This is a genomic window from Hoeflea sp. CAU 1731 (genome assembly GCF_039888615.1).
In the GTDB taxonomy this organism is placed as follows: domain Bacteria; phylum Pseudomonadota; class Alphaproteobacteria; order Rhizobiales; family Rhizobiaceae; genus Flavimaribacter.
Window position 1 is genome coordinate 118,447 of record NZ_JBDQQS010000013.1, and the last position, 21,196, is coordinate 139,642.

Consider the following 21,196-nt stretch of genomic DNA (forward strand, 5'->3'; position numbering starts at 1 on the left):
CGGTTTCAGGCGGGTGTCACGCGGCTCCGATTCGCCGCTCACGCGTTGGAAACGATCCTTTCTTCGCAAGTCGTAGCGGACACCGCCATCTGCTTCCAGATCGGGTTTGACCCTGGCATGGCCTCGAATGCGCGCGAAGCTTTGCGACAGCTGTTGCAGCAACAAGCAACACTGCTGATCGATTTGCCTTGCTATTTAAAAGTGACTTTACCGCATCTGCAGGAAAGAAGGCGCATTTCGGATCCTGACTTGGTCATGTGGGAAGTGTGGCAGAATGGTAAGTTGATACCAATTTGTGACTTTGTACGCGCTTCATTTAGTGTCCAAACACAACAGTGAAACGGAAGGCCTTCTTGTTCATGACTTCAAAAACTTTCGTTCTCGTGCATGGCGTTTGGCATGGCGGTTGGTGCTGGTCCCGCGTCGTCGACATTCTTCGCGCGCGAGGCCACCGCGTTACGGCGCCAACCCTGACAGGATTGGGCGAGCGGTCGCATCTCCTTTCCGCAGATATTACGCTTGAGACATTCGTCACTGATGTCGTTCGGCATATTGAATGCGAGGACCTGCGCGACGTCGTGCTTGTTGGCCACAGTTTCGGCGGCGCTCCGGTGACCGGCGCCGCCGATCGGATCGCCGATCGTCTGGCCAGCCTGATCTATCTCGACGGCATCATGCTCAACTCCGGAGAGACGTGGTTCAGCCTGTTGCCGCCGGATCTGGCTGCGGATCGCGCGGTGCTTGCTGAAGAGACGAGCGGCGGCGTCAGCCTGCCGCCGGCGCCGGCGGAAAGCTTCGGGGTGACGCGGCCCGAAGACCGGATTTTCCTTGAAAGCAGGCTAACTCCTCACCCCTTCGCGACATTCACCACCTCGCTGGACTTGAGGGCCCCGAGAGTTGGCAACGGGCTACCCGCCGCTTATGTCCACTGCGCCAGTCCGATCTACGGCCCGGCGAATGTTGCTCTTCAAAGGGCGCAGGACTTCGGCTGGCCGGTGAGAGAAATCGCAACGGGACACGATGCGATGGTCACCGAACCGCAGGCGACTGCGGATTTGCTGGAGAATATCGCCTCCACGCTCTGTCAGTAGCGGTAAGACGGGCATTCCTTTGGAAAATCGATAAAACTGCACGGCGTTCGTCCGTGACTGGAAGGGGCCGGCGGCCGCCAGTCTTTCAATCGCTTTTCCAAGAAATCGATAACCAGTCTGTTGGAGGCGATGTATTTGCGAAAATCGTCGCTCCTGTGCGTGCGGGTATGCTGGTTGCGGTCGCATATTTCTCGCATGCCGTCTGGACAATTGAGAATGGTCGCATAGCTCGGATGTGATTCGTCATCCTTCCCGGATCCGCAAGCCAAACCTTCCTCTGGATTATTTGCTTTAGGCTCGTCGCACCGCTCCACGGAGACGTGTCTGTCCTTTTCGAGCAGTCGATACCGTTTGCTGTCAGGCGTATTTGCACAGGACAGGGAACTGCCAAGACCTGTCGGATAAACCTCTGTCTTGACATGTGGATTACCGTCAAAAGTCAGTTCCGCCGGTCGCGCATAGGGATCGCACAGAAAGGTGAAGACGAGGGCTCTGAGATCCGGACGGCCGGGTCCCATGAGGCCGAGCTGGTTTTCATGCCAGTATCTGTGGAAGCTGTTCCACTTGTTTTTCGGCTCGCCTGTGCAATCGACGCACTTGCACATCCTGCTGCGACGTTTGCCGTTGAAGGCGGGCGCCGTGACGATGACGCCGTTAAAGAGTTCCGGTTTCCAGCGTTTTATGAGAAGAGACGCCCAGCCGCCCGCGGAATGACCGCCAACGAAGATGTGTTCGGGCGGATATCCTTGCGCCAGATATCGTTCGATCATCCAGACAATGAACTTGGCCCGGTTGCAAACCCAAACCTGGTTACAGCCATTTTCATCCGGATTGGCGCCGCGCTCAAACCCTGTGCAAGGCGTGACGACCCGCACCTTCAAGCCATCGATGTACCGATTGTCGATGTCGTTCAGCCATTGAGGCCTCGGATGCAGGAGCGGAATATAACAGTCCGCGCCGTAGTGAACGGATGAGCCGTGGTTGAATATGAAAAGGATCTCGCTTTTCGGCGACGCCCCCGCCGGTGAGGGCAAGCACAACAGTAAAACCGCGATGATACTCAGCAACCTTGTCAGCCAGGTTTTTTGTCGCGTCATTGTTTCAATACCGCGTCTGGACCTCATCCCGAAAGATATTGGTTGAACCAGTCGATGGTTCGCGACCAGGCGAGTTCCGCCGCCGCTTCATCATAGCGCGGCGTAGAGTCATTGTGGAATCCGTGGTTCACGTCCGGATAGATATAGGCCTCGAATGTCTTTTCGTTTTCGATCAGCGCTTGTTCATAGGTAGGCCATCCGGAATTGATGCGTTCGTCGAGACCTGCGTATTGCATCAGCATCGCAGCCTCTATCCGCTGCACGTCCGACGCGGCTGGTTGCCGGCCATAGAAGGGAACAGAGGCGGCAAGCTCCGGATAGGCGACGGCAAGCGCATTGCAGACGCCGCCGCCATAGCAAAATCCAATTGCTCCAACCTTGCCTGTGGAGTCTTCCGATTTCAGCAGATATTCGAAACCGGCAAAGAAATCATTCATCAGCTTTTCCGGATCGACCGTGCGCTGTAGCTCGCGCCCCTCTGCGTCATTGCCGGGATACCCGCCAACAGATGTCAACCCGTCCGGAGCCATGGCCAGAAACCCCTGTTTTGCCAGCCGTCGCGCGACATCCTCGATATAGGGGTTCAGGCCCCGGTTTTCGTGGACGACCAGCACAGCCGGCAAGGGGGCCTGCGCATTGGCGGGCGCCACGAAATAGCCGCGCACGGAGCCGTTTCCGTCAGGTGAATCGTAGATAATGTATTGCGGAACGATATCGGGATCGTTGAAAGAAACCTGTTCGGCGAGCGCATAGTTCGGGCTCAGCATGTCGAGCAGCGCAATTGCCGTCACGCCTCCCACCGCCCATTTGGCCGAGCGGTCGAGAAATTCGCGTTTGGTGATCTTGCCGTGCGCGTAGAAGTCGTAGAGTTCGAGCAGTTCCTGGTCAAAATCCTTTGCCGTCAAACGTTCCATGGCCGCGTCTCCTCTTTGCATTGGTTGTCCGATCGCCAGAAGTGTAACGTCAATTCGGCGCGGTTTCCCCACACAACTTCGCGATCTCGCCTAACGTATTGACGTTGCGGGCCGTCATCGCGACACCGAGGCGCTTTACGAGTTTTGCAACAAGCTTCGACCGCCCGATGCCGTCAGGAGCCTGAAGTTAGAAGGCGCGATCGGTCAGGTGAAATTTTTCATTCGTCGCGGCAAGCGCTTCGATTGCGTCCAGATCGGCGTCGGCTGCTTTCCTTGCGAGAAAAAAGATAGGCGCTCCTTTCGAGTCGCTGTCCTGAAAGGGATTTGCTCTCGAAATGTCGGCTATTTCGGTATCGCGATAGACATAGACGGACGGCTCAAACCCGGCAGATATTCCCACGGTTGTCGCAATTGCCCAGGCCATCGCGTCGGTATCCGCCTCTGGGGTTTCGAAAACGCAGTTGTCGCTCTGGATATAGGTTCGAACATTCTCGTAGCCGATAGTGGCGACTGATGCGCGCTGGTCCTTCATGGCCAGCTTGTTGTTGCCGCCGACATTCACGCTGCTGCGCAAGGCGACCCATGTGGCCATGTTAGCTGATCTCCTCTATTGATTGGTTACTTTCGTCAATGTTTCAGGAACGCCCATGCGCCGGCGGTGACGGAGCAGCAATACAAAACGGGATCCCGCGCCATGAAGATGAGCCTTTTCATCAATCCCGAGCATCGACTGGGCGAATCAATGCCAGATCGGCTGCAGGATCATGTTGAGCAGGTGCGCCTGGCTCGGCAGCTCGGTTTCGACGGGGTGTCGATCGGCAGTCACCTAAACTATGGAAATGAAGTCTGGTTTCCGGCGTTCGAAACCCTGATGCGACTTGCCCCTGAAGCCGAAGGCATGTCGCTGTCGACATGCATGCTGGTCCTTCCGCTGTATCATCCGCTCCATGTCGCGGCCCAGCTTGCGCTTGTGGACGCCGCCTGTGGAGGTCGGGCGATCCTCGGCGTGTCGCCGGGATGGCAGGAGGACGAGTTCCGGATCATGAAGCTGGAACACAAGGCTCGGATCAGCCGCTTCGTGGAATCCGTGGACCTGATCAAGCGCCTCTTCACGGAGGACGGCGTGACCTTCTTCGGCCGGCACTTTTCGGTCGAAGACCTGACGCTTGCATTAAAGCCGGTGCGAAAACCGCGCCCGCCCTTCTGGTTCGGCGGGAGCGTGGAAAAGGCCGTCGCCAGAGCAGCGAGGCTTGCAGACACGTCGCTCGGCGACAGCTGGGTGGCCTCATCGCATCTGACGAAAGACGTAATCGTCGAACAGGCGGCCGTGTTCCGCAATTCGCTGTCCGACCTTGGGAAAGACATGCCGGGCGATTTTCCATTGTTGCGCAACGTCGTGGTCGCTCCGGACAAGGAAACCGCGATCCGCGAAGCAGGCCCGTTCCTGGAGGCCAGTTACCGCGTTTTCGGACAGTGGGGACTTTTCACCGATGTGGTCGGCGCCGGCAAGCAGCAGCTCGATTTCGACGAACTGCTGGCGGGCCGGGTGGTGATCGGCTCGCCGGAGGAATGCGCGGAACAATTTGCGGATCTGGCCGACGCGACCGGTTGCACCCGTTTCATCACGAGGATCCAGTGGCTCGGAATGGATCAGAAACTGGTTCTGCGAACGCTTGAACTTCTTGGAGATCGCGTTCTGCCGATGTTGTGATGATTTACGTGGTGTCGATTTCAATATTTGGTTTACCATGAACATAGCAAACTGATTTTGATGCAACTTTTATGGAAATCGTCAGTTCTTGTTGCATGGAAAAGATTGTGAAATCCTGGTCGATATTGCTTGTGGAAGACAATCCATTGGTTGCGTTAGACGCCGCCGACAGGATCGAGAGCGAAGGCTACAGGTGTATCGTCGCCCATGATCAAGACAGCGCATTCAAATTGCTGGAAAATGCTACAATTGATTGCGCTTTGTTGGATTTTGATTTGGGCAATGAAAGCAGTGCCGATATAGCCCTTCAGCTCAACAGATCCGGTCAGCCTTATGTCTTTGTGACGGGTCGTGGCCGGGACGATATCAGGCAATGTTTGGGGTCTGATGTTCAAGTCTTCAGCAAACCTGTCAATTATGCGGATCTGGCAAACAGACTTGTGGACTCGCTCGGCGCGTGGTCGGGCCAATCATCCGCCGGGTTCTGAAGGCGTGTCAGGCGCCCCTCGACCTCGCACACGCCATTTCACGGGAAAGTGCTTACGCCGACCTCTCAAAGAACGGGTTTGATGCGCTAGCTAAGACCTCAAGTTATCTTCACGCGGAGCGTCGCCATGCTCAGGTACCTAGCCAAAGTCGCCGTCCTGTCTTTCATTGTCATTGCAGCGCCCTCTTTGTCGCAGGAGGCGTCATCAGCCGATGGCGTCCTGGCTCTGATTCCGGCCGATTCCAAAACGCAACACATCCTCTCCACGCCGTCAGGTGATATCGGATACGAAGCGACCGCCGGTACGTTCGACCTGTTCGGACAGGATGGCGCCCTCTCCGCAAAGGTCTTCTACACGGCCTATGTCGCCGAGGGCCAGTCCAGCGACCGGCCGATCACATTCGTCTTCAATGGCGGGCCCGGCGCCGCCTCGGCCTATCTGCATATTGGCCTCGTCGGTCCGCGTATCCTCGAGTTCGATCGCAACGCCCGGAACGGGACAACGCCTTCCCTGTCGGACAATCCGGACAGCTGGTTGCCCTTTACCGACCTCGTGCTGATCGATCCCGTCGGAACCGGCTGGAGCCGGGCGTCCGGCGGCGATGCGGCGGACCGGTTCTATGGCGTGCGTCAGGACGCCGACAGCCTCGCAAAGGTGATTGCGCTCTATGTCCAGGAAAATGGTCGCCTGGAATCGCCCAAATACCTGCTCGGCGAGAGCTATGGCGGCTTTCGCGCCGCCAAGGTGACCAAGGTCCTGAAGGACCGGCAAGGCATGCTTGTCTCCGGGATCGTCATGGTGTCGCCGATGATCGAAGGTCGATTCCTGACGAGCACGGAAGAAGATCCGCTTGCGGCCGCGCTGCTGCTGCCCTCCATCGCCGCCGCTCGGCTGGAGCGTGACGATCAATTCACACCCGAAAAACTGGTTGACGTCGAACGCTTCGCCATGAACGACTATCTCGTTTCTCTGGCTGGACCGCCCCCGATGGGTGACGAAGCGACGGTATTCTACACGCACGTTTCGGATATAACCGGCATTCCTCAGGACAACGTGGAAGCTGGACGCGGTTTCGTTGGGGGATTCCTGGCGAAGAACACAGCGGGAAGAAACGAGATCGTAAGCCGTTACGATTCCGCGCTCGCCGCCCCCGACGCCTATCCGGAGCGGGGCTATGTTCGCAATGACGATCCCGTCCTCGACGGCTATACACGGGCCTACGGGTCGGCCTTAGCCACCTACGCCAATCGGGAGCTCGGCTACGAATGCCGTCTCACCTATGTTCTGCTCAACAGCGAGATCAACCGGCGCTGGGACTGGAGAGGCAGCCGCTTGACGGCTAGCGCGAGCGACGATATCCGCGATCTTCTTTCGGTGATTCCGTCTTTTCGCCTTATGATTGTTCACGGATACAGCGATACGTTGACGCCCTACGGCGTCAGCCGTTTCGTGCTTGATCACCTGCCTCCCGCCCTCGCCGTCGGCCGCACTGACCTGCGCGTCTATCGCGGCGGTCACATGTTCTACACCAATCCGGAGTCGCGCCGCGCGCTGAAACTGGACATTCGTATATTCTATGAACTTCAGGGCACTTGATGCGTAAAAAGGAAAATAGATTTTATTCAAACTATATCACTGGATTAGATGTATTATATCTATATAGTAAATTCAAATAGAAACGTATTAATGTTATTCATAATACTTTAGATAGATATATGGTAATTTGTATTGTTTATTAGAAAATGTATTTCTATTCTTCTTCCGAACGTGAATGTATAATCTGTGATCAGAAGGGGACTTGAAATGAGTAAGACGATCAAAATTACTGCTATTACTTTTGCTGCTGCAGTAAGCGTGACTTCTGCTTATGCATATAAATCACACTGTGAATGGAACATTACATCATTCAATGTTGAAGGTGGCCGCAATATCGCCGTCAGCTATTTCGAACACCCTCACCAACCGGAGGCCGTTAAAACTTATGTCAAGACGCTTCGTGATGCAGGCATGACTGTCATCACCCAGAAAGATCTTGTGCGAGGTGTAAGAATTCCGCCGATTGCAGAAGGCAAATCACTCGTTGTCGTATTTGAGGAAATGCCCCGCGACATAGTTAACTCCCACTTTCCATCTCCCGACACGGATATGCACATCGTCCAGATCGATACGCGCGCCACGGACAGTCTGGTCAACAGCGTGAAGGCCAACTACACCTCGCGTGAACTTGCGGCGCATCCGATCAAAAATGAGCAGGTTGATGTCTATGTCGACGCCTACCTGGCCCATTACCGGCAGCTCAAGAAGCAGTAAATGCAAGTGTGATTGACTTCTTGGTTTGTTGTTCCGGCTGGCCGCGGTCGGCCGGTCAGAATTTCACCGAAACAGCCAATTCCGACAATCCGTGGTTCTGCGTCCGCTTGCGGAGCCATCTCTTTTGAGACACTATTGCCTGAATTCCCGTTTACCGGAAACAGAGCATGGTGAGTCTAAGCGCCAGAGAGTCCGGCATTGTTTTTAAAATCATGGGCGAATTGGCCAACGACCATGATCCCACGGAATTGCGCCGACAGGTTGGTCCGCTGATCATGGATCTGCTCAAGGCCCAGTATCTCGCCTCCTATGTCTGGGACGAAAACTCCTCGATCTTCGGAAATCGCATCGCCTTGAATATGTCGGACGACAATCTGACATCTTACGAAGACTATTATCAGTTCCATGACCCGATCACCCCGCGCCTGCAGCGGCGTCGGCGCACGACGAGCGTCAACGAGGTAATGTCTCGCCGCGCCTTCGAGCGCAGCGAATTCTTCAACGATTTCCTGAAGAGAGACGGTCTGTGTTTTGGCATCAACTACTATGCCTATAGCGGCGACACGAATATCGGCGATCTCCGAATATGGCGCGGGTTCGGGCGGGAGGACTTTCAGACCCGCGACATCGAGATCCTTGACCTGATCGGACCGGCCTTCACCAACGCCATGCGTCTCGCTCTTGCCCGACAGGCGGACCGGGACGGACCGTCGCGCGAGATCATGCTGAACGCGATCGAGCGCGCGTCGCGAGCATGTGGCCTGACGGATCGTGAAAAGCAGATCGCCGCTGCGCTCGCTTCAGGCAGGACGGATCAGCAGATCGCAGATCTTTGCTTTATCTCTGTGTCGACCGTGCGCACGCATGTGAAGAACATCTACCGCAAGTTCTGCGTTGGCAGCCGAACCCAGCTCATACACCGCATCACCCTGCAATAGCTGGCCTGAATATCCTCAATATTGGGGATAGGAACACTATCGCGACTGCCGGATACTCCCTGTTTGATCGCTATTCATTACGGATCATGTTCCGGGAGACGCGCCATGAAGAATCCAACCGAACTTGGTGTCCAGGAGGCTGTCCACGCGATGCGCTCAGGCGCGCTGTCGAGCCGGGCGCTCGTTGATGCGCTCATCGAACGCTGCGAACGCCATTCCGATCTCGGCGCGTTTACCGCGGTTGACTGGCGCCGTTTGCGCGACGACGCCGACCAGGCCGACGACAGCGGTCGGTCGGAGGCGCCGCTTCATGGCGTTCCGCTTGTTATCAAGGACAATATCAATACAGCGAAACTGACTACTTGCGCTGGCTCGGGCGCTCTGAAAGATCATGTCGCCAGGTCAGATGCGTCGGCTGTGGCGCAGCTCTTCGACGCCGGAGCTCTGCTCGGCGCGAAGGGCAACATGCATGAGTTGGCGTTTGGCGTCACGAGCAACAACGCTGTGACAGGGGCTGCCCGCAATCCGTATGATCAGCGGATGATCCCGGGCGGATCCAGCGGCGGCGTTGCGGCGGCCGTCGCCGCCGATCTTATGCCGGCCGGCATAGGAACCGACACCGGCGCTTCGGTGCGCCAACCAGCGGCGTTGTGCGGCGTGGTCGGATTCCGACCCACGGTCGGCCGCTACAGCAGCGACGGCGTTGTACCGATTTCCCATACCCGCGACACGGTCGGCCCAATTACAAAATCCGTCGCCGATGCGCGTCTGCTTGATGTGGTGATGAGCGGAGATAACAGCAAACCTGCAAATCTCCGGCTCTCAGATTTGCGAATCGGCGTACCCAGGATCACATTTTACCAGGATCTCGAAACGGACGTCGCCTCGGCTGCGGAGGCCTTTCTGAAGGCGCTAAGGGACGCCGGCGTCACACTCATCGAAGCCGAGATCCCTGAACTTATGGAAACAGACGAAGCCGTCAGCTTCCCGGTGGTGCTGTACGAATTCATGCAGGATCTGCCGGCCTATCTGAAAGAAAACGGTCTGGATCTCACCATGGAGCAGATCTGCGCTGGAGCTGGCAGCCCCGACGTAAAGGGATTGATCGCGTCGCTGCTCGGCGATGGCGCAATACCGGAAGGCGCATATCGCAACGCCGTTGATGTCGCGCGCCCGAAACTGCGGAAACTCTATGCCGATCATTTTGCCGAACACCGGCTGGATGCAGTGTTGTTTCCGACGACTCCTTTGACGGCGCGTCCGATCGGTGATGACGAAACCGTGGAACTGAACGGCGCGCGCGTTCCGACTTTCGCAACTTTCATTCGCAATACCGACCCGGGAAGCAATGCGGCCATTCCCGGTATCAGCATTCCTGTCGCTCTTTCTTCCACCGGCTTGCCAATCGGCATGGAATTGGACGGACCGGAAAACTCCGACAGCCACCTGCTCGACGTCGCAGAGATGCTCGAAGACATCGCGGCATTTTCATCCAAACCGAAATTATGACAAGAACTGGGAGAATTCCGATGAAAAGACGGACGCTTCTTAAGACATCCACTGCAGCGGCGCTGCTTGCAATGACGCTTGCTGGTCCGGTGGCGTCAGCCTTCGCGGCCGACGATCCGGTCAAGGTCGGCATCCTCATCCCGCAATCCGGGCCAGGCGGACTCTTCGGTCCGTCGAGCAAGAACAGCGCCGAACTCGCAGTCGAGGAAATCAACGCCGGCGGCGGCATTCTGGGCCGGATGGTCGAACCTTTATACGCCGATGTCGGCGGACCACCCTCCGATGCAATCCAGGCGGCGCTCAAGCTATGGAAAGGCGAGAATGTCGAGGCTTTCATCGGCATGCATGACAGCGCCGTGCGCGGGGCGCTGGACAATCTCTTCAAGGGTCAGGTCCCCTACATCTACACGCCGGTTTACGAAGGCGGTGAATGCGCAGACGGCGTCTATGTCCTCGGCGAAACGCCTGCGCAGCAGCTTGAGCCGGTTATACCGTGGATGGCGGAGAACAAGGGCGCATCGAAATGGTACCTGATCGGCAATGACTATAATTGGCCGCGCGACACCAATGCGGCGGCCAAGACCTATATCGAAGCTTCAGGCGGAACCGTGGTCGGTGAGGAATATCTCCCCTTTACCGCCGACAATTTCGATTCCAACCTCGCAAAGATCAAGGATAGCGGCGCTGACGCCGTTCTGGTGACGCTGGTCGGCGGCGCTTCAGTGGGCTTCAACCGGGCGTTCGCCAGTTTCGGACTTTCCGATGACGTGACGCGTCTCGGCACATTGATCGAGGAAAATACGCTGGCTGGCATCGGCGCGGAAAACTCGAAGAACCTCTTTTCCTCCGCCGGATACTTCGCCAATATAGATACAGAGCCGGCAAAGAAATTTGCGGAAGCCTACACGGCGAAGTTTGGCGAAGACGCGCCGGTGCTGAATTCGCTTGGCGAATCTGTCTATGACGGCCTTCTGCTTCTGAAGGCGATCGCCGACAAGGCCGGCTCGCTCGACGTCGCGGCCATGGACAAGGCCGCCGAGGGCGTTAGCTACAGCGGACCGCGCGGTGAAGCCACCCTCGAGCAGCGGCACACGACCAAGGACATCTACCTTGCAGAGGCCAACGGCGCGGATTTCACCGTCGTTGAGACCTTCAGCAAAGTCGGCGCAGGCGACAACTGCCAGTGAGGGCAGGATGGAACTCGTTGCACTGCAGGCACTGAACTTCGTCTATATCTCTCTGACCCTGGCGCTCGTCGCGCTGGGGTTGGCCGTGGTCTTCGGTCTGCTCGGCGTCATGAACATGGCGCATGGCGAATTCGTCATGCTCGGCGCATACAGCGTTCTCGTCGTCCAGAACGCCGGTCTGCCGTTGCTCGCCGCCCTGCCGCTTGCGCTCGCTGTATGCGCCGCCTTTGGCTGGCTGCTGGAATTTTTCGTAATCCGCCATCTCTACCGGCGGCCTTTCGACACGCTGCTGGCGACCTGGGGGCTTGCTATCCTCATGCGTGAAATCGTCGAGGCTGTCTTCGGCCGTGACTACAAGAGCGTCAATCAGAGTCTGCCTGGCACGGTTGAGGTCCTTGGCGCCGTCTATCCGGCCTATCGCGTTGTTCTCATGGCGCTGATGGTTGCATTCTTCGCCGGACTTTTCCTGTGGTATCGCCGCAGCAACACGGGCGCGCGCATCAAGGCGATGGTCTCGAACCCGGCCTTGGCCACAGCCGTTGGCGTCAATACGGCGGTCCTTGCCCGCGGCGCTTTCATTTTCGGCGTATGCATGGCGGGTCTCGCCGGCGTGGCGCTGGCGCCTCTCGTGCGGGTCGAACCCTATATGGGCATTGACTACCTGTTGTCTTCCTTCTTTATCCTCGTGGTCGGCGGGCTCGGCTCGCTAGCCGGCCTGCTGGTCGGATCGACAGTCATCGGCGGGTCCGACGCCATTGTTTCGGCTATCACCAGCAAGACCGGCGGCTACATGACCGTCCTCGTTATCTCGATTCTTTTCCTCTGGCTGAGACCCAATGGCATCGTCTCGCGCGATTAACCTCCTCTTCCTTATCGGGCTGCTTCTCGTCCCCTTCCTGTGGGACGGTTTCGTCGCCTATCAGCTCGGCCTGTTCCTGCTTTACGGTATGGTCGGACAGGGCATCGGGCTGTGTTGGGGCAGGGCCGGCTTTCTGCCGCTCGGCCAGGCGCTGTTCTTTGGCGTCGGCGCCTATATATTCGGATCGGTGCTGAAGCTGGAGGCAGGCTCACTCTTTCTGATCGCTGGTCTTCTCGCCGCCATTCTGTTACCGGCGTTGATCGCCTTTGTGGTCGGCTTCCTCGTCTTCATCCGGCAGATCGGATCGGGTCCCTATTTTTCGCTGATCACGCTGGCGCTGACCATGCTGGGATTTCAGCTCGCCAATTCCATGGATTGGCTGACTGGCGGCTTCAACGGAATGACAGGCATACCGGCGCTGCCGGGAACCGAAACCTACGAGACGCTCTACTATGTCATTTGGGCGGCGTTGGTTCTCGTTTCCGGTGTGCTCGCCTATGTCGGAACCGCCCCGTTCGGACAGTCGCTGAGCGCAACTTCGCAGAATGAGGAAAGGCTTCAATATTTCGGGTTCAACACCGCGCTCCTGAAAGCGATCGCCTTTGCGATCAGCGCTGCGGTAGCCGGGCTTGCCGGCGCGCTTTTTGCACCGCATCAGGGGATCGTCACGCCGCAGTCCGTCGGGTTCCTTCTGTCTGCGGAAATTGTCGTATGGACAGCGGTCGGCGGTCGCGCAAGTCTTTTGGGACCGGTGCTCGGCGCTATCCTGATCGGTTTCATGGCGTCCGAACTGCGTGACAGCTTCCAATACTGGGAGGTGCTGATCGCGCTGGTCTTTGTCATCGTGGTGATCCGATTTCCGGGCGGTCTATGGAGCCTCGCTGAAGATCTGGCGCATCGTTTGCCGTCCTTCGGCGCGAAGGGAGCCCGCGAGCGGGATATCAAGATAGACAAGTCCCGGGCGAAAGGCCCGGTCCGGCTCGCATTCGAGGATGTCGAGCTCGTGCTTGGTCCCGTACGTATCCTCGACAAGCTCTCTTTCCGCATCGAAACGCCGGGCGTTCACAGCATCATCGGGCCGAATGGCGCCGGAAAGACATCCGCCTTCAACGTGTTGACTGGGCGTCTGAAACCGACCGCCGGACGTATTGAGTACAATCGCGCCCAGGTTGGCGGATTGTCCCGCCACCGGATCGCACGCATGGGCATTGCGCGAAAGCTCCAGATCCCGTCGGTCTTTCCGGATCTCAGCGTCGACCGCAACGTGGATATCGCGCTTTGGGCAGGCGATCTCACGCTCGCGCAAATGTTCACTCTTCGCCCCTTTCGCTGGTCGACGCCGCTTCTCAACGAAATGTACGATATCTTTCCGTTCCTGGAAGACGGTCGTCGGCTGGCGGGTTCGCTATCGCTCGGGCAAAGGCAAATGCTCGATTTCGCCATGACCTGCCTCACCCAGTCGCCGCTCTTGCTGCTGGACGAACCCTGCGCCGGCCTATCCTCGTCCGAAACGGGCGAGATGATCGACGCCATCGAACGCATCGTCGGGACCACCGGATCGACGGCGATCATCATCGAACACGACATGCAGGTGGTCGAACGGCTGTCAAACCACGTCCTCGTACTGAACCAGGGCGCCTTGCTTGCAAATGGCGCAATGGAGGAGGTCCGTTCCGATCCTGCCGTGCAGGCGGTTTATGGCGGGGGGAGCAAATGATCGGCTCCCATTCACTTGCTATTAGCAAGCTTTCTGGCGGCTACGGCGACATCACCGTTATTCGGGACGTCTCGCTGACGGTGGAACCCGGCAAGGTCGTTTTTGTCACTGGTCGCAACGGCGTCGGAAAAACCACGTTGATCAAGCTGATAGCCGGCCAGCTTGCGGCGCAGTCTGGCCACATCATCTTCGGCGAACGCGATATGCGCGCGGAACCGCCGCATGCGCGCCGTGCGATCGGCATTGGCTATGCTCCGCAGGAATCGGTCGTATTTGACGATCTTTCCGTACGCGAGAATCTGACGCTGCAGTACCGCGATCGTGACCTCGCGCGCTACGAGGCGCTGTTTGTGTCTTTCCCGCGGCTGAAAGAACGCCGCGCCCAACGAGCCGGAACCCTCTCCGGCGGCGAAAAGAAGATTCTATCCTTCTGCCGCGCCGTCGCGGAGGACACCCGTCTTGTCATGCTGGACGAGCCGACCGAGGGGGTTCAGCCGGAAAATATCGAGCGGATGGCGAGGCATGTCGCAACCGAGGCCGGTAAAGGGCGAGGCTTCCTGGTTGTCGAACAGAATCTGGGATTTGCCGAACGCCTCGCCGACCACGCCCATGTACTCGATCACGGGGTCTGTGTGTTCGATATGCCCGGAGGTCCGGGCTTGCGGGCGCGGCTTGCAGAAAAACTGGCGCTGTGACGCTTTCGCCGGTCGTTTTGTGGCGCAAGAGCGCTCTTTTTCGCCAAACACCTTGCAATCATCACGGTTCGGTGTCATTTACGCCTCGTCGTACGCCGCGCGTAGATGACCGGACAACGGATCAGCGGTAACAGATGCGACCCTGCAATTGTCCCCCAAGATCGTTGCCTGCACGCCGCGCCCCTGACGGGCGCCCCCGATTTGGCTGCCGATCTACGCTGGTTTCCTGAAAGAAAAGAAGCAATAGCACCGCGTGAACCGGTCGATGGCCGCGCGCGGGCAGGAAAGACTGTTTTGACTACATTTAATGATCTCGGCCTCGCCGAGTCCGTCCTCAAGGCTGTGAAGTCTGAAGGATACGATACACCCACACCCATCCAGGCGCAGGCGATCCCCGTCATGATAGCCGGTCGCGACGTTTTGGGAATCGCCCAGACCGGCACCGGCAAGACGGCGGCGTTTGTGCTGCCGCAGCTCGATCGGCTGGCGCGTGACCGCAGAAAGCCGCGCCCGAAAACCGCCGCCGTTCTGATTCTTGCGCCGACCCGCGAACTGGCCGCTCAGATCGCCGATTCGATCCGGGCCTATGGCCGCGCGATCAAGCCATCGATCGCCATTGTGATCGGCGGCGCTAAGCCCGGACCGCAAGTCCGCATGCTGGCTAACGGCGTCGACTTCATCGTCGCAACGCCTGGCCGCCTGCTCGACCACCTGGAATCAGGCGTCGTCACTCTTCAGGACACCCGATCGGTCGTTCTTGACGAGGCCGACCAGATGCTGGACCTCGGATTCATGCCGACGATCCGCAAGATTCTCGGTCGCGTTCCCTCGCAACGACAGACCCTTTTGTTCTCGGCCACGATGCCGAAACAAATCCGCAGCCTCGCCAATGATTTCCTGTCGGATCCGGTGGAAGTATCTGTGGCGCCGGTCTCAAAGCCGATCACGCGCATCGATCAGAAGGTGGTGTTCCTCGACGGAAGGGCGAAACCCCGCACGCTCTCGACGATGCTCAAGGACGCCGCTGTCGAACGCGCGGTTGTATTTACCCGCACGAAACACGGCGCAGACCGGCTCTGCAAACAGCTTGACCGCGACGGCGTCCACGCCCAACCGATCCACGGCAATCGCAGCCAGGGACAACGCGAGCGAACGCTTTCGGCTTTTCGCAGCGGCAAGCTTTCGACCCTGGTCGCAACCGATATCGCCGCAAGAGGCATCGACATCGACGATGTGACGCATGTCTTCAACTACGACCTTCCGAATGTTCCGGAAGTCTATGTGCATCGTATCGGGCGCACCGCTCGCGCGGGCAAGACCGGTCACGCCGTGGCGTTCTGTACGTCGGCCGAGCGCTCGCTACTGCGCGATATCGAGCGGCTGACGAACATTCGCATTCCGGTAATGGACGGGGCGGTCAACGACAATACACCGGATGTCGCTGACGACCGCCCGAGCGAAAAGCCGCATGGCGAACCGCATCGGGAGGCTGATGGCGCGCCGCTGGCGAAGAAGCGGAAGCCGCGTCACCGCAACAGGAACAAGGCGCGCGCCGAGGGCGACAAACCGATCGCGTTCGGCAAGCCGTCCGAACAGAACCGTCGTCGTCGCAAACGCGGCAAGCCGGCGGCGGAAAATCGTCCGCAGGAGGCCGCCCGCCCGCATGGTGGAAAGAAGAAGCACCGGAAGGGCAATCGTCCCGTCGCCGGCGGGCAGGAGTCCGCAGGCCTTAACCGGATGCTTGAGAAGGCCAGCCTCTGACGGGCAAGTGCGTAACACCATCACAACACAGAAGGGTCGCCGGAATCTGTTTCGGCGGCCCTTTCCGTTTTTAGCGATCACTTTCAGTTCATTTCTACTGCCAATTTGTCTAAGCTACCGTAGATTGTCTTCCGTAGATCAATAAGAACGAGGAATGAACGTATGAAACGCCTCATTTATGCTGCGCTGGCGCCGTTGTTGTTTTCTGCCTGCCAGACCGTACCGACCTATGGCAATGTCAGCGATATCACCAATCTGAACGGCGTCGCGCAGGCGCCTGCGTTCGCAGCCTTGCGAGACCGGGGTTATCAACGGGTGATCAATTTCGGGCAAACATCCGTCTGGTGGAACAGCACTACCAGCACATGCGCTCAAATCACCGTGACCGGCGGAGGCGTTTCCGACGTCCAGTCCGTGCCTGCGAGCGATTGCAGCCGATAGGATTGGCAAATCGCTGCGCCTGACCTGTTCAGTGCGCGCGTCGTTCCGGACTTGAATAGCATTGGTGCTGGCCCATTTAAGGTCCCCTGTAACGCAGGGAGCTTTGTGATGACGTCCAGCAGATATTTTATCGCCGGTATGGCGACCGTTTTCGCCATAGCGTTATCGCAGTCGGCGATCCTGGCTCAGGATTTCAACGCAATCCCGCCTAATGCTCCCTGGCAGGAGCCGGCCTTTCCTGAACAGACCCGCGCTCCGATCATCGACGATTCAATTGAACTGAAACAGGAGACCATCATCGATGGTCTGCGCAATCCTTGGGGCGTGGACGAGTTGCCGGGCGGCGGCTGGATCATTACCGAGCGGCCCGGAACCATGCGTCTGGCGGGTCCGGAAGGTGCGCTTTCGCCGCCGATCGGCGGCCTGCCCGAAGTCGATGCGCGGGGTCAGGGCGGATTGCTCGACGTTGTCGTAAGGGATGATTTCCAGTCGACGCGGCGCGTCTGGTGGAGCTACGCCGAACCAAGAGGCGGCGGCGCCAACGCAACAGCCGTCGCGACAGGCGTCCTGTCGCCTTCTGGCAACGCCATGACAGAGGTTGAGGTCATCTTCCGCCAGGAACCGGCCTGGGTTTCGACAAAACATTACGGGTCGCGGCTTGTCTTCGACCGGGACGGGGCTCTCTTCGTAACGACAGGAGAGCGATCCGATCCGGAACCGCGTCAGCTGGCGCAGGATGTGGGAACAACGCTTGGCAAGGTCGTGCGGATCAATCCAGAGGGCGGCCCGGTCGCGGGCAATCCGGAAATTCCGGGCGGCTTGCCGGAGATCTGGTCCTACGGGCATCGAAACCTGCAATCGGCGGCGATAGCGCCGGACGGCGCATTGTGGACGGTGGAGCACGGGCCGCGCGGCGGCGACGAACTCAACCGGCCGGAACCGGGTCTAAACTATGGCTGGCCGGTGATTACCTATGGCGAAAACTACAGCGGCACGCGGGTCGGCGAGGGACTGACACAGATGAAAGGCATGGAGCAGCCGGTCTACTACTGGGATCCGGTCATAGCGCCGAGCGGCATGGCTTTTTACGAAGGCGCGATGTTTCCCGGCTGGCGGGGCAGCGTGCTGATCGGCGGATTGCGCGGACAGGCCCTGGTCCGGCTGGTCATCGAGGGTGGGAAGGTCAAGGGCGAAGCCCGTTATCTACAGGGCGAGGCGCGCATTCGCGACGTCGACGTTGCACAGGACGGCGCTGTTATGATCCTGACGGACGGAAGCTCCGGCGCGCTTATCCGTCTCGAGCCGGACGTTTGACGAAAGAACGGCGCAGCCTTGAAAGACCCGGCGGCGCTCATCATATAGGGTTCCGGAAGGACGACCTTCCAACCTCCGTCAAATCAAATGGGACGACCCTGCATGGTGATAGTCATGTCTTGGGTTATTCTGCTTTTCGCCGGCCTGTTCGAAGTCGTCTGGGCTTTTTCGATGAAACAGTCGGAGGGGTTTACGCGTCTTGCGCCGTCGCTCGTTACGCTCTCCGCGATGATTGTGTCATTTTCACTGCTCGCGCTGGCCATGCGCAGCCTTCCTCTCGGAACTGCATACATGATCTGGACCGGTATCGGCGCGGTTGGCGCGCTTGTTGTCGGCGTGTTGTTTCTGGGAGAGGCTCTCACGCCGCTGCGCGTCTCGGCGGCGCTGTTGATCGTTGCAGGCATCGCGGTCATGAAGCTGAGCCATTGAAACGTAACTCGAATCAGGAGCGCTGGTTAACCCGTTTTGACAGCTGTGCTGCGTCTTCCACGCGCTCCGAGTATCGATCAACCAGATAATCCGAGCGACCGCGCACCATCCAGGTAAATTTCACCAGTTCCTCGACCACGTCGACGATCCGGTTGTAATAGGCCGACGGCTTCATCCGGTCGTTTTCGTCGAACTCCAGGAACGCCTTTGCGACGGACGACTGGTTGGGGATGGTCACCATCCGCATCCAGCGCCCCAGCACGCGCATCTGATTGATGGCGTTGAAACTCTGTGAACCGCCGCTGACCTGCATGACGGCGAGCGTCTTGCCCTGTGTCGGGCGCACGGCTCCCAGTGAAAGCGGTATCCAGTCGATCTGGGCCTTCATGATTCCGGTCATCGCGCCATGACGTTCGGGCGACACCCAGATCATGCCTTCCGACCAGGCGGCCAGCTCACGCAGTTCGCGCACCTTTGGATGATCAGGCTCCTCTGCATCAGGCAACGGCAGGTCGCGCGGATCATAGATGCGTGTTTCGCAGCCGTGCCATTTCAGAAGGCGTTCTGCTTCCAGCGCGACCAGTTTGGAAAACGAGCGCTTCCTGAGGGAGCCGTATAACAGAAGTATGCGTGGAGGATGACCCGGGTCGTCGCCGCCTTTCAGATAGCCGGTTTCGACTGGCTGCATTCGCGCAAAGTCGATGTTCGGAAGGTCCTCTTCCACGGGATGCGTCATGCCTTTTGCGTTGCGTTTGTTTCGTACCAGACCTTGCTCCGGTTCACGACGCCGACGAGGGCAAGCATCACGGGAACCTCGATCAGCACGCCGACCACTGTCGCCAGTGCCGCGCCTGAATGGATTCCGAAAAGGCTGATCGCGGTCGCCACGGCAAGTTCAAAGAAATTGCTGGCGCCGATAAGGGCTGACGGCCCCGCAATGCAATGGGCTTCGCCGACACGGCGGTTGAGCCAGTAGGCGAAGCCGAAGATGAAAACCGTCTGCATTAGGATAGGCACGGCGATAAGAGCGATAATGATGGGCTGGGCCACGATCTGGCCACCCTGAAAGGCAAAAAGCAGGACGACCGTCAAAAGCAGCGCGCTGATCGACATCGGCTGGACGGCGTCAGTGAATGCGGCGAGTTTCGACCCGTCGCCGCCGTTCAGCACCCGCCGCAGAAGCTGGGCGATGACGACTGGGACGACGATGAACAAAATCACAGAAATAAACAGCGTTTCCCAAGGCACGGTTATGGCGGAAACGCCCAGCAGCAGGGCCACAATCGGGGCAAACAGCACGATCATGATGGCGTCGTTCAGTGCGACCTGGCTAAGCGTGAAGGCGGGATCGCCGCGCGTAAGGTTGCTCCATACGAAGACCATTGCCGTGCAGGGAGCGGCGCCAAGAAGGATGAGCCCGGCGATATAGCTGTCGATCTGGTCCGCCGGCAGGAACGGGCGGAAGAGCCAGCCGAGAAACAGCCACCCGAAAAGCACCATGCTGAAAGGTTTGACGGCCCAGTTCGCCAAAAGCGTGACGCTGATGCCTCGCCAGTGATTGCCAACCTGACGCATTGCTGTGAAGTCGATCTTCATCAGCATTGGAATGATCATGAGCCATATCAACACGGCAACCGGAAGATTGACCTTGGCGAATTCCATGGCGGAAAGCGCAGAAAACAATCCGGGAAACAGTTTGCCGAGAACTATCCCGCCGACGATGGAAAGAGCGACCCAGGCGGTGAGCCACTTGTCGAAGAAGCTAATATGGGGCGATGGCTCGTCGGCTCCGGCGGCATTGTCATTTGCTGTCATTGTTCGGTCTCTAGTGAATGCTGAATGTTCAGGATTTGCCGATATCGGAGAGGCGCTTTCGGAGGGACAACTTGTCCAGGCTATGGATCGGCAGCGAACAGAAAATCGTGATGCGCTGGTTGAGCATGCGATAGGTGTCCGCAAAGGCGAGCGCGATTTCCGTGTCCGACCCTTCGACGGCCGCCGGGTCGGGAACGCCCCAATGAGCGGTCATCGGCTGTCCCGGCCAAACCGGGCAACTTTCCTGAGCTGCGTTGTCGCAGACAGTGAAAACGAAATCCATCTCCGGCGCGCCGGGCTCGGCGAATTCCAGCCAGTCCTTCGAGCGCGCAAAGGAGGTGTCGTAATTGGCTTTTTTCAGCAGGGCGATCGCCTGCGGGTGAACATCGCCTTTCGGCTGCGAGCCGGCCGAATAGGCGCGGAACCTGCCGGCGCCCTCACGGTTCAATATCGCTTCGGCAAGGATTGAGCGCGCGGAGTTTCCGGTGCACAGGAAAAGCACGTTGAAGATCTTGTTGTCGTCCATCTTTTTCTCCATCAGCAGTCGCAGACGATAGCGTCAAGCACGGGTTCGCAGAGTTCGGGTTTTCCGCCGCAGCAATCTTCCATCAAGAAGGCGAGAAGTCCGCGGATGCCATCGAAATCGGCGAAGTATCGGATCGATCGGCCCTCGCGTTCGTTGCGGACCAGGCCGGACCTCAGGAGAATATTGAGATTGGTCGACATGGTGTTCTGGCGCACGCCCAGCACGTCGCCGATCTCGCCCGCATTCATCCCGGTCTGACCGGCCTTGATCAACAGGCGTAAAACCTCAACACGGGTTTCCTGGCTGAGAGCGGAGAACACAAAAAGTGACTGAGTCATATCCATATATCATGAATAATAGATATATTATTCAACGTCAACCGCCACGAATGATT

General features: G+C 58.3%; 23 protein-coding genes. 16 read left to right on the plus strand and 7 right to left on the minus strand.

The genetic code is table 11. From position 1 onward, the window contains the following. Positions 1-45: 45 nt before the first annotated feature. Both AAFN47_RS20120 and AAFN47_RS20125 read left to right on the plus strand, forming a co-directional pair. On the plus strand, positions 46-339 hold the full coding sequence (locus AAFN47_RS20120; RefSeq protein WP_499811043.1) for a hypothetical protein: 294 nt from the start codon (positions 46-48) through the stop codon (positions 337-339). Between the two features lie 20 nt (positions 340-359). Next, positions 360-1,091 carry an alpha/beta hydrolase gene (locus AAFN47_RS20125; RefSeq protein ID WP_499811044.1) on the plus strand — a complete coding sequence of 244 codons (732 nt, stop codon included), beginning with the start codon at positions 360-362 and terminating at the stop codon, positions 1,089-1,091. Here AAFN47_RS20125 and AAFN47_RS20130 read toward each other — a convergent pair. From AAFN47_RS20130 to AAFN47_RS20140, 3 genes are all read right to left on the minus strand, one after another. Continuing rightward, positions 1,085-2,188 carry a hypothetical protein gene (locus tag AAFN47_RS20130; RefSeq protein WP_499811045.1) on the minus strand — a complete coding sequence of 368 codons (1,104 nt, stop codon included), beginning with the start codon at positions 2,186-2,188 and terminating at the stop codon, positions 1,085-1,087. The genes AAFN47_RS20125 and AAFN47_RS20130 overlap by 7 nt on opposite strands. A 23-nt stretch (positions 2,189-2,211) precedes the next feature. Further along, positions 2,212-3,102, minus strand: a complete 891-nt coding sequence (yghX, locus tag AAFN47_RS20135; RefSeq protein WP_499811046.1) for a YghX family hydrolase — start codon at positions 3,100-3,102, stop codon at positions 2,212-2,214. Between the two features lie 187 nt (positions 3,103-3,289). After that, positions 3,290-3,694 (minus strand): DUF1697 domain-containing protein, encoded by a 405-nt coding sequence (locus AAFN47_RS20140; protein ID WP_499811047.1) that lies wholly within the window; start codon positions 3,692-3,694, stop codon positions 3,290-3,292. 102 nt (positions 3,695-3,796) lie between these two features. On the opposite strand from AAFN47_RS20140, the gene AAFN47_RS20145 reads away from it, so the two are divergent. The 14 genes from AAFN47_RS20145 (at position 3,797) to sugE (ending at position 18,461) form a co-directional block, all read left to right on the plus strand. Next, complete coding sequence (locus AAFN47_RS20145) at positions 3,797-4,813, plus strand: LLM class flavin-dependent oxidoreductase (RefSeq protein ID WP_499811048.1); 1,017 nt, start codon at positions 3,797-3,799, stop codon at positions 4,811-4,813. Between the two features lie 71 nt (positions 4,814-4,884). Next, complete coding sequence (locus tag AAFN47_RS20150) at positions 4,885-5,301, plus strand: response regulator (protein ID WP_499811049.1); 417 nt, start codon at positions 4,885-4,887, stop codon at positions 5,299-5,301. A 126-nt stretch (positions 5,302-5,427) separates the two neighbouring features. Continuing rightward, positions 5,428-6,897: a S10 family peptidase gene (locus AAFN47_RS20155; protein WP_499811050.1), complete on the plus strand. Its 1,470-nt coding sequence runs from the start codon at positions 5,428-5,430 to the stop codon at positions 6,895-6,897. A 207-nt stretch (positions 6,898-7,104) separates the two neighbouring features. Beyond that, a complete protein-coding gene (locus tag AAFN47_RS20160; protein WP_499811051.1) occupies positions 7,105-7,611 on the plus strand; it encodes a hypothetical protein in 507 nt (168 codons plus the stop codon). A 167-nt stretch (positions 7,612-7,778) separates the two neighbouring features. Then, the gene (locus AAFN47_RS20165; protein WP_499811052.1) at positions 7,779-8,549 is read left to right on the plus strand and encodes a helix-turn-helix transcriptional regulator; all 771 of its coding nucleotides are present in this window, start codon (positions 7,779-7,781) and stop codon (positions 8,547-8,549) included. Positions 8,550-8,654: 105 nt separating this feature from the next. Further along, a complete protein-coding gene (iaaH, locus tag AAFN47_RS20170; RefSeq protein ID WP_499811053.1) occupies positions 8,655-10,058 on the plus strand; it encodes an indoleacetamide hydrolase in 1,404 nt (467 codons plus the stop codon). Between the two features lie 20 nt (positions 10,059-10,078). Further along, positions 10,079-11,245 carry a substrate-binding domain-containing protein gene (locus AAFN47_RS20175; RefSeq protein ID WP_499811054.1) on the plus strand — a complete coding sequence of 389 codons (1,167 nt, stop codon included), beginning with the start codon at positions 10,079-10,081 and terminating at the stop codon, positions 11,243-11,245. 7 nt (positions 11,246-11,252) lie between these two features. Continuing rightward, a complete protein-coding gene (locus AAFN47_RS20180) occupies positions 11,253-12,104 on the plus strand; it encodes a branched-chain amino acid ABC transporter permease (RefSeq protein ID WP_499811055.1) in 852 nt (283 codons plus the stop codon). After that, positions 12,082-13,821 (plus strand): branched-chain amino acid ABC transporter ATP-binding protein/permease, encoded by a 1,740-nt coding sequence (locus AAFN47_RS20185; protein WP_499811056.1) that lies wholly within the window; start codon positions 12,082-12,084, stop codon positions 13,819-13,821. Before AAFN47_RS20180 ends, AAFN47_RS20185 begins: the two co-directional genes overlap by 23 nt. Further along, on the plus strand, positions 13,818-14,516 hold the full coding sequence (locus AAFN47_RS20190; RefSeq protein WP_499811057.1) for an ATP-binding cassette domain-containing protein: 699 nt from the start codon (positions 13,818-13,820) through the stop codon (positions 14,514-14,516). The genes AAFN47_RS20185 and AAFN47_RS20190 overlap by 4 nt, the downstream gene beginning before the upstream one ends. Before the next feature lie 294 nt (positions 14,517-14,810). After that, positions 14,811-16,277 carry a DEAD/DEAH box helicase gene (locus tag AAFN47_RS20195; protein ID WP_499811058.1) on the plus strand — a complete coding sequence of 489 codons (1,467 nt, stop codon included), beginning with the start codon at positions 14,811-14,813 and terminating at the stop codon, positions 16,275-16,277. A gap of 162 nt (positions 16,278-16,439) precedes the next feature. After that, positions 16,440-16,718 (plus strand): hypothetical protein, encoded by a 279-nt coding sequence (locus AAFN47_RS20200; protein ID WP_499811059.1) that lies wholly within the window; start codon positions 16,440-16,442, stop codon positions 16,716-16,718. 108 nt (positions 16,719-16,826) lie between these two features. Continuing rightward, positions 16,827-18,032: a PQQ-dependent sugar dehydrogenase gene (locus AAFN47_RS20205; protein WP_499811060.1), complete on the plus strand. Its 1,206-nt coding sequence runs from the start codon at positions 16,827-16,829 to the stop codon at positions 18,030-18,032. Positions 18,033-18,146: 114 nt separating this feature from the next. Continuing rightward, positions 18,147-18,461, plus strand: coding sequence for a quaternary ammonium compound efflux SMR transporter SugE (gene sugE / locus AAFN47_RS20210; protein ID WP_499811061.1), 315 nt, complete (start codon positions 18,147-18,149; stop codon positions 18,459-18,461). 13 nt (positions 18,462-18,474) lie between these two features. Here sugE and arsH read toward each other — a convergent pair whose 3' ends face one another. Genes arsH through AAFN47_RS20230 form a run of 4 tightly spaced genes read right to left on the minus strand, consistent with a single transcriptional unit; the run spans position 18,475 to position 21,146 of the window. Beyond that, positions 18,475-19,197, minus strand: a complete 723-nt coding sequence (gene arsH, locus AAFN47_RS20215; protein WP_499811062.1) for an arsenical resistance protein ArsH — start codon at positions 19,195-19,197, stop codon at positions 18,475-18,477. Further along, a complete protein-coding gene (gene arsB, locus AAFN47_RS20220; protein WP_499811063.1) occupies positions 19,194-20,276 on the minus strand; it encodes an ACR3 family arsenite efflux transporter in 1,083 nt (360 codons plus the stop codon). Before arsB ends, arsH begins: the two co-directional genes overlap by 4 nt. A 28-nt stretch (positions 20,277-20,304) precedes the next feature. Further along, the gene (locus AAFN47_RS20225) at positions 20,305-20,802 is read right to left on the minus strand and encodes an arsenate reductase ArsC (RefSeq protein WP_499811064.1); all 498 of its coding nucleotides are present in this window, start codon (positions 20,800-20,802) and stop codon (positions 20,305-20,307) included. A gap of 11 nt (positions 20,803-20,813) precedes the next feature. Then, entirely contained in the window at positions 20,814-21,146 is a 333-nt protein-coding gene (locus AAFN47_RS20230; protein ID WP_499811065.1) for an ArsR/SmtB family transcription factor, read from the minus strand. Positions 21,147-21,196: the final 50 nt, after the last annotated feature.

What these genes read in the sequence shown, in the direction of transcription:
- sugE (WP_499811061.1), top strand. Translation starts at nt 18,147, where the DNA reads ATGTCTTGGGTTATTCTGCTTTTCGCCGGCCTGTTCGAAGTCGTCTGG.
- AAFN47_RS20175 (WP_499811054.1), top strand. Translation starts at nt 10,079, where the DNA reads ATGAAAAGACGGACGCTTCTTAAGACATCCACTGCAGCGGCGCTGCTT.
- AAFN47_RS20150 (WP_499811049.1), top strand. Translation starts at nt 4,885, where the DNA reads ATGGAAATCGTCAGTTCTTGTTGCATGGAAAAGATTGTGAAATCCTGG.
- AAFN47_RS20165 (WP_499811052.1), top strand. Translation starts at nt 7,779, where the DNA reads ATGGTGAGTCTAAGCGCCAGAGAGTCCGGCATTGTTTTTAAAATCATG.
- AAFN47_RS20180 (WP_499811055.1), top strand. Translation starts at nt 11,253, where the DNA reads ATGGAACTCGTTGCACTGCAGGCACTGAACTTCGTCTATATCTCTCTG.
- AAFN47_RS20125 (WP_499811044.1), top strand. Translation starts at nt 360, where the DNA reads ATGACTTCAAAAACTTTCGTTCTCGTGCATGGCGTTTGGCATGGCGGT.
- AAFN47_RS20185 (WP_499811056.1), top strand. Translation starts at nt 12,082, where the DNA reads ATGGCATCGTCTCGCGCGATTAACCTCCTCTTCCTTATCGGGCTGCTT.
- AAFN47_RS20140 (WP_499811047.1), bottom strand. Translation starts at nt 3,694, where the DNA reads ATGGCCACATGGGTCGCCTTGCGCAGCAGCGTGAATGTCGGCGGCAAC.
- AAFN47_RS20130 (WP_499811045.1), bottom strand. Translation starts at nt 2,188, where the DNA reads ATGACGCGACAAAAAACCTGGCTGACAAGGTTGCTGAGTATCATCGCG.
- AAFN47_RS20160 (WP_499811051.1), top strand. Translation starts at nt 7,105, where the DNA reads ATGAGTAAGACGATCAAAATTACTGCTATTACTTTTGCTGCTGCAGTA.
- AAFN47_RS20205 (WP_499811060.1), top strand. Translation starts at nt 16,827, where the DNA reads ATGACGTCCAGCAGATATTTTATCGCCGGTATGGCGACCGTTTTCGCC.
- iaaH (WP_499811053.1), top strand. Translation starts at nt 8,655, where the DNA reads ATGAAGAATCCAACCGAACTTGGTGTCCAGGAGGCTGTCCACGCGATG.
- AAFN47_RS20230 (WP_499811065.1), bottom strand. Translation starts at nt 21,146, where the DNA reads ATGGATATGACTCAGTCACTTTTTGTGTTCTCCGCTCTCAGCCAGGAA.
- AAFN47_RS20225 (WP_499811064.1), bottom strand. Translation starts at nt 20,802, where the DNA reads ATGGACGACAACAAGATCTTCAACGTGCTTTTCCTGTGCACCGGAAAC.
- arsH (WP_499811062.1), bottom strand. Translation starts at nt 19,197, where the DNA reads ATGACGCATCCCGTGGAAGAGGACCTTCCGAACATCGACTTTGCGCGA.
- AAFN47_RS20190 (WP_499811057.1), top strand. Translation starts at nt 13,818, where the DNA reads ATGATCGGCTCCCATTCACTTGCTATTAGCAAGCTTTCTGGCGGCTAC.
- AAFN47_RS20155 (WP_499811050.1), top strand. Translation starts at nt 5,428, where the DNA reads ATGCTCAGGTACCTAGCCAAAGTCGCCGTCCTGTCTTTCATTGTCATT.
- AAFN47_RS20145 (WP_499811048.1), top strand. Translation starts at nt 3,797, where the DNA reads ATGAAGATGAGCCTTTTCATCAATCCCGAGCATCGACTGGGCGAATCA.
- AAFN47_RS20200 (WP_499811059.1), top strand. Translation starts at nt 16,440, where the DNA reads ATGAAACGCCTCATTTATGCTGCGCTGGCGCCGTTGTTGTTTTCTGCC.
- arsB (WP_499811063.1), bottom strand. Translation starts at nt 20,276, where the DNA reads ATGACAGCAAATGACAATGCCGCCGGAGCCGACGAGCCATCGCCCCAT.
- yghX (WP_499811046.1), bottom strand. Translation starts at nt 3,102, where the DNA reads ATGGAACGTTTGACGGCAAAGGATTTTGACCAGGAACTGCTCGAACTC.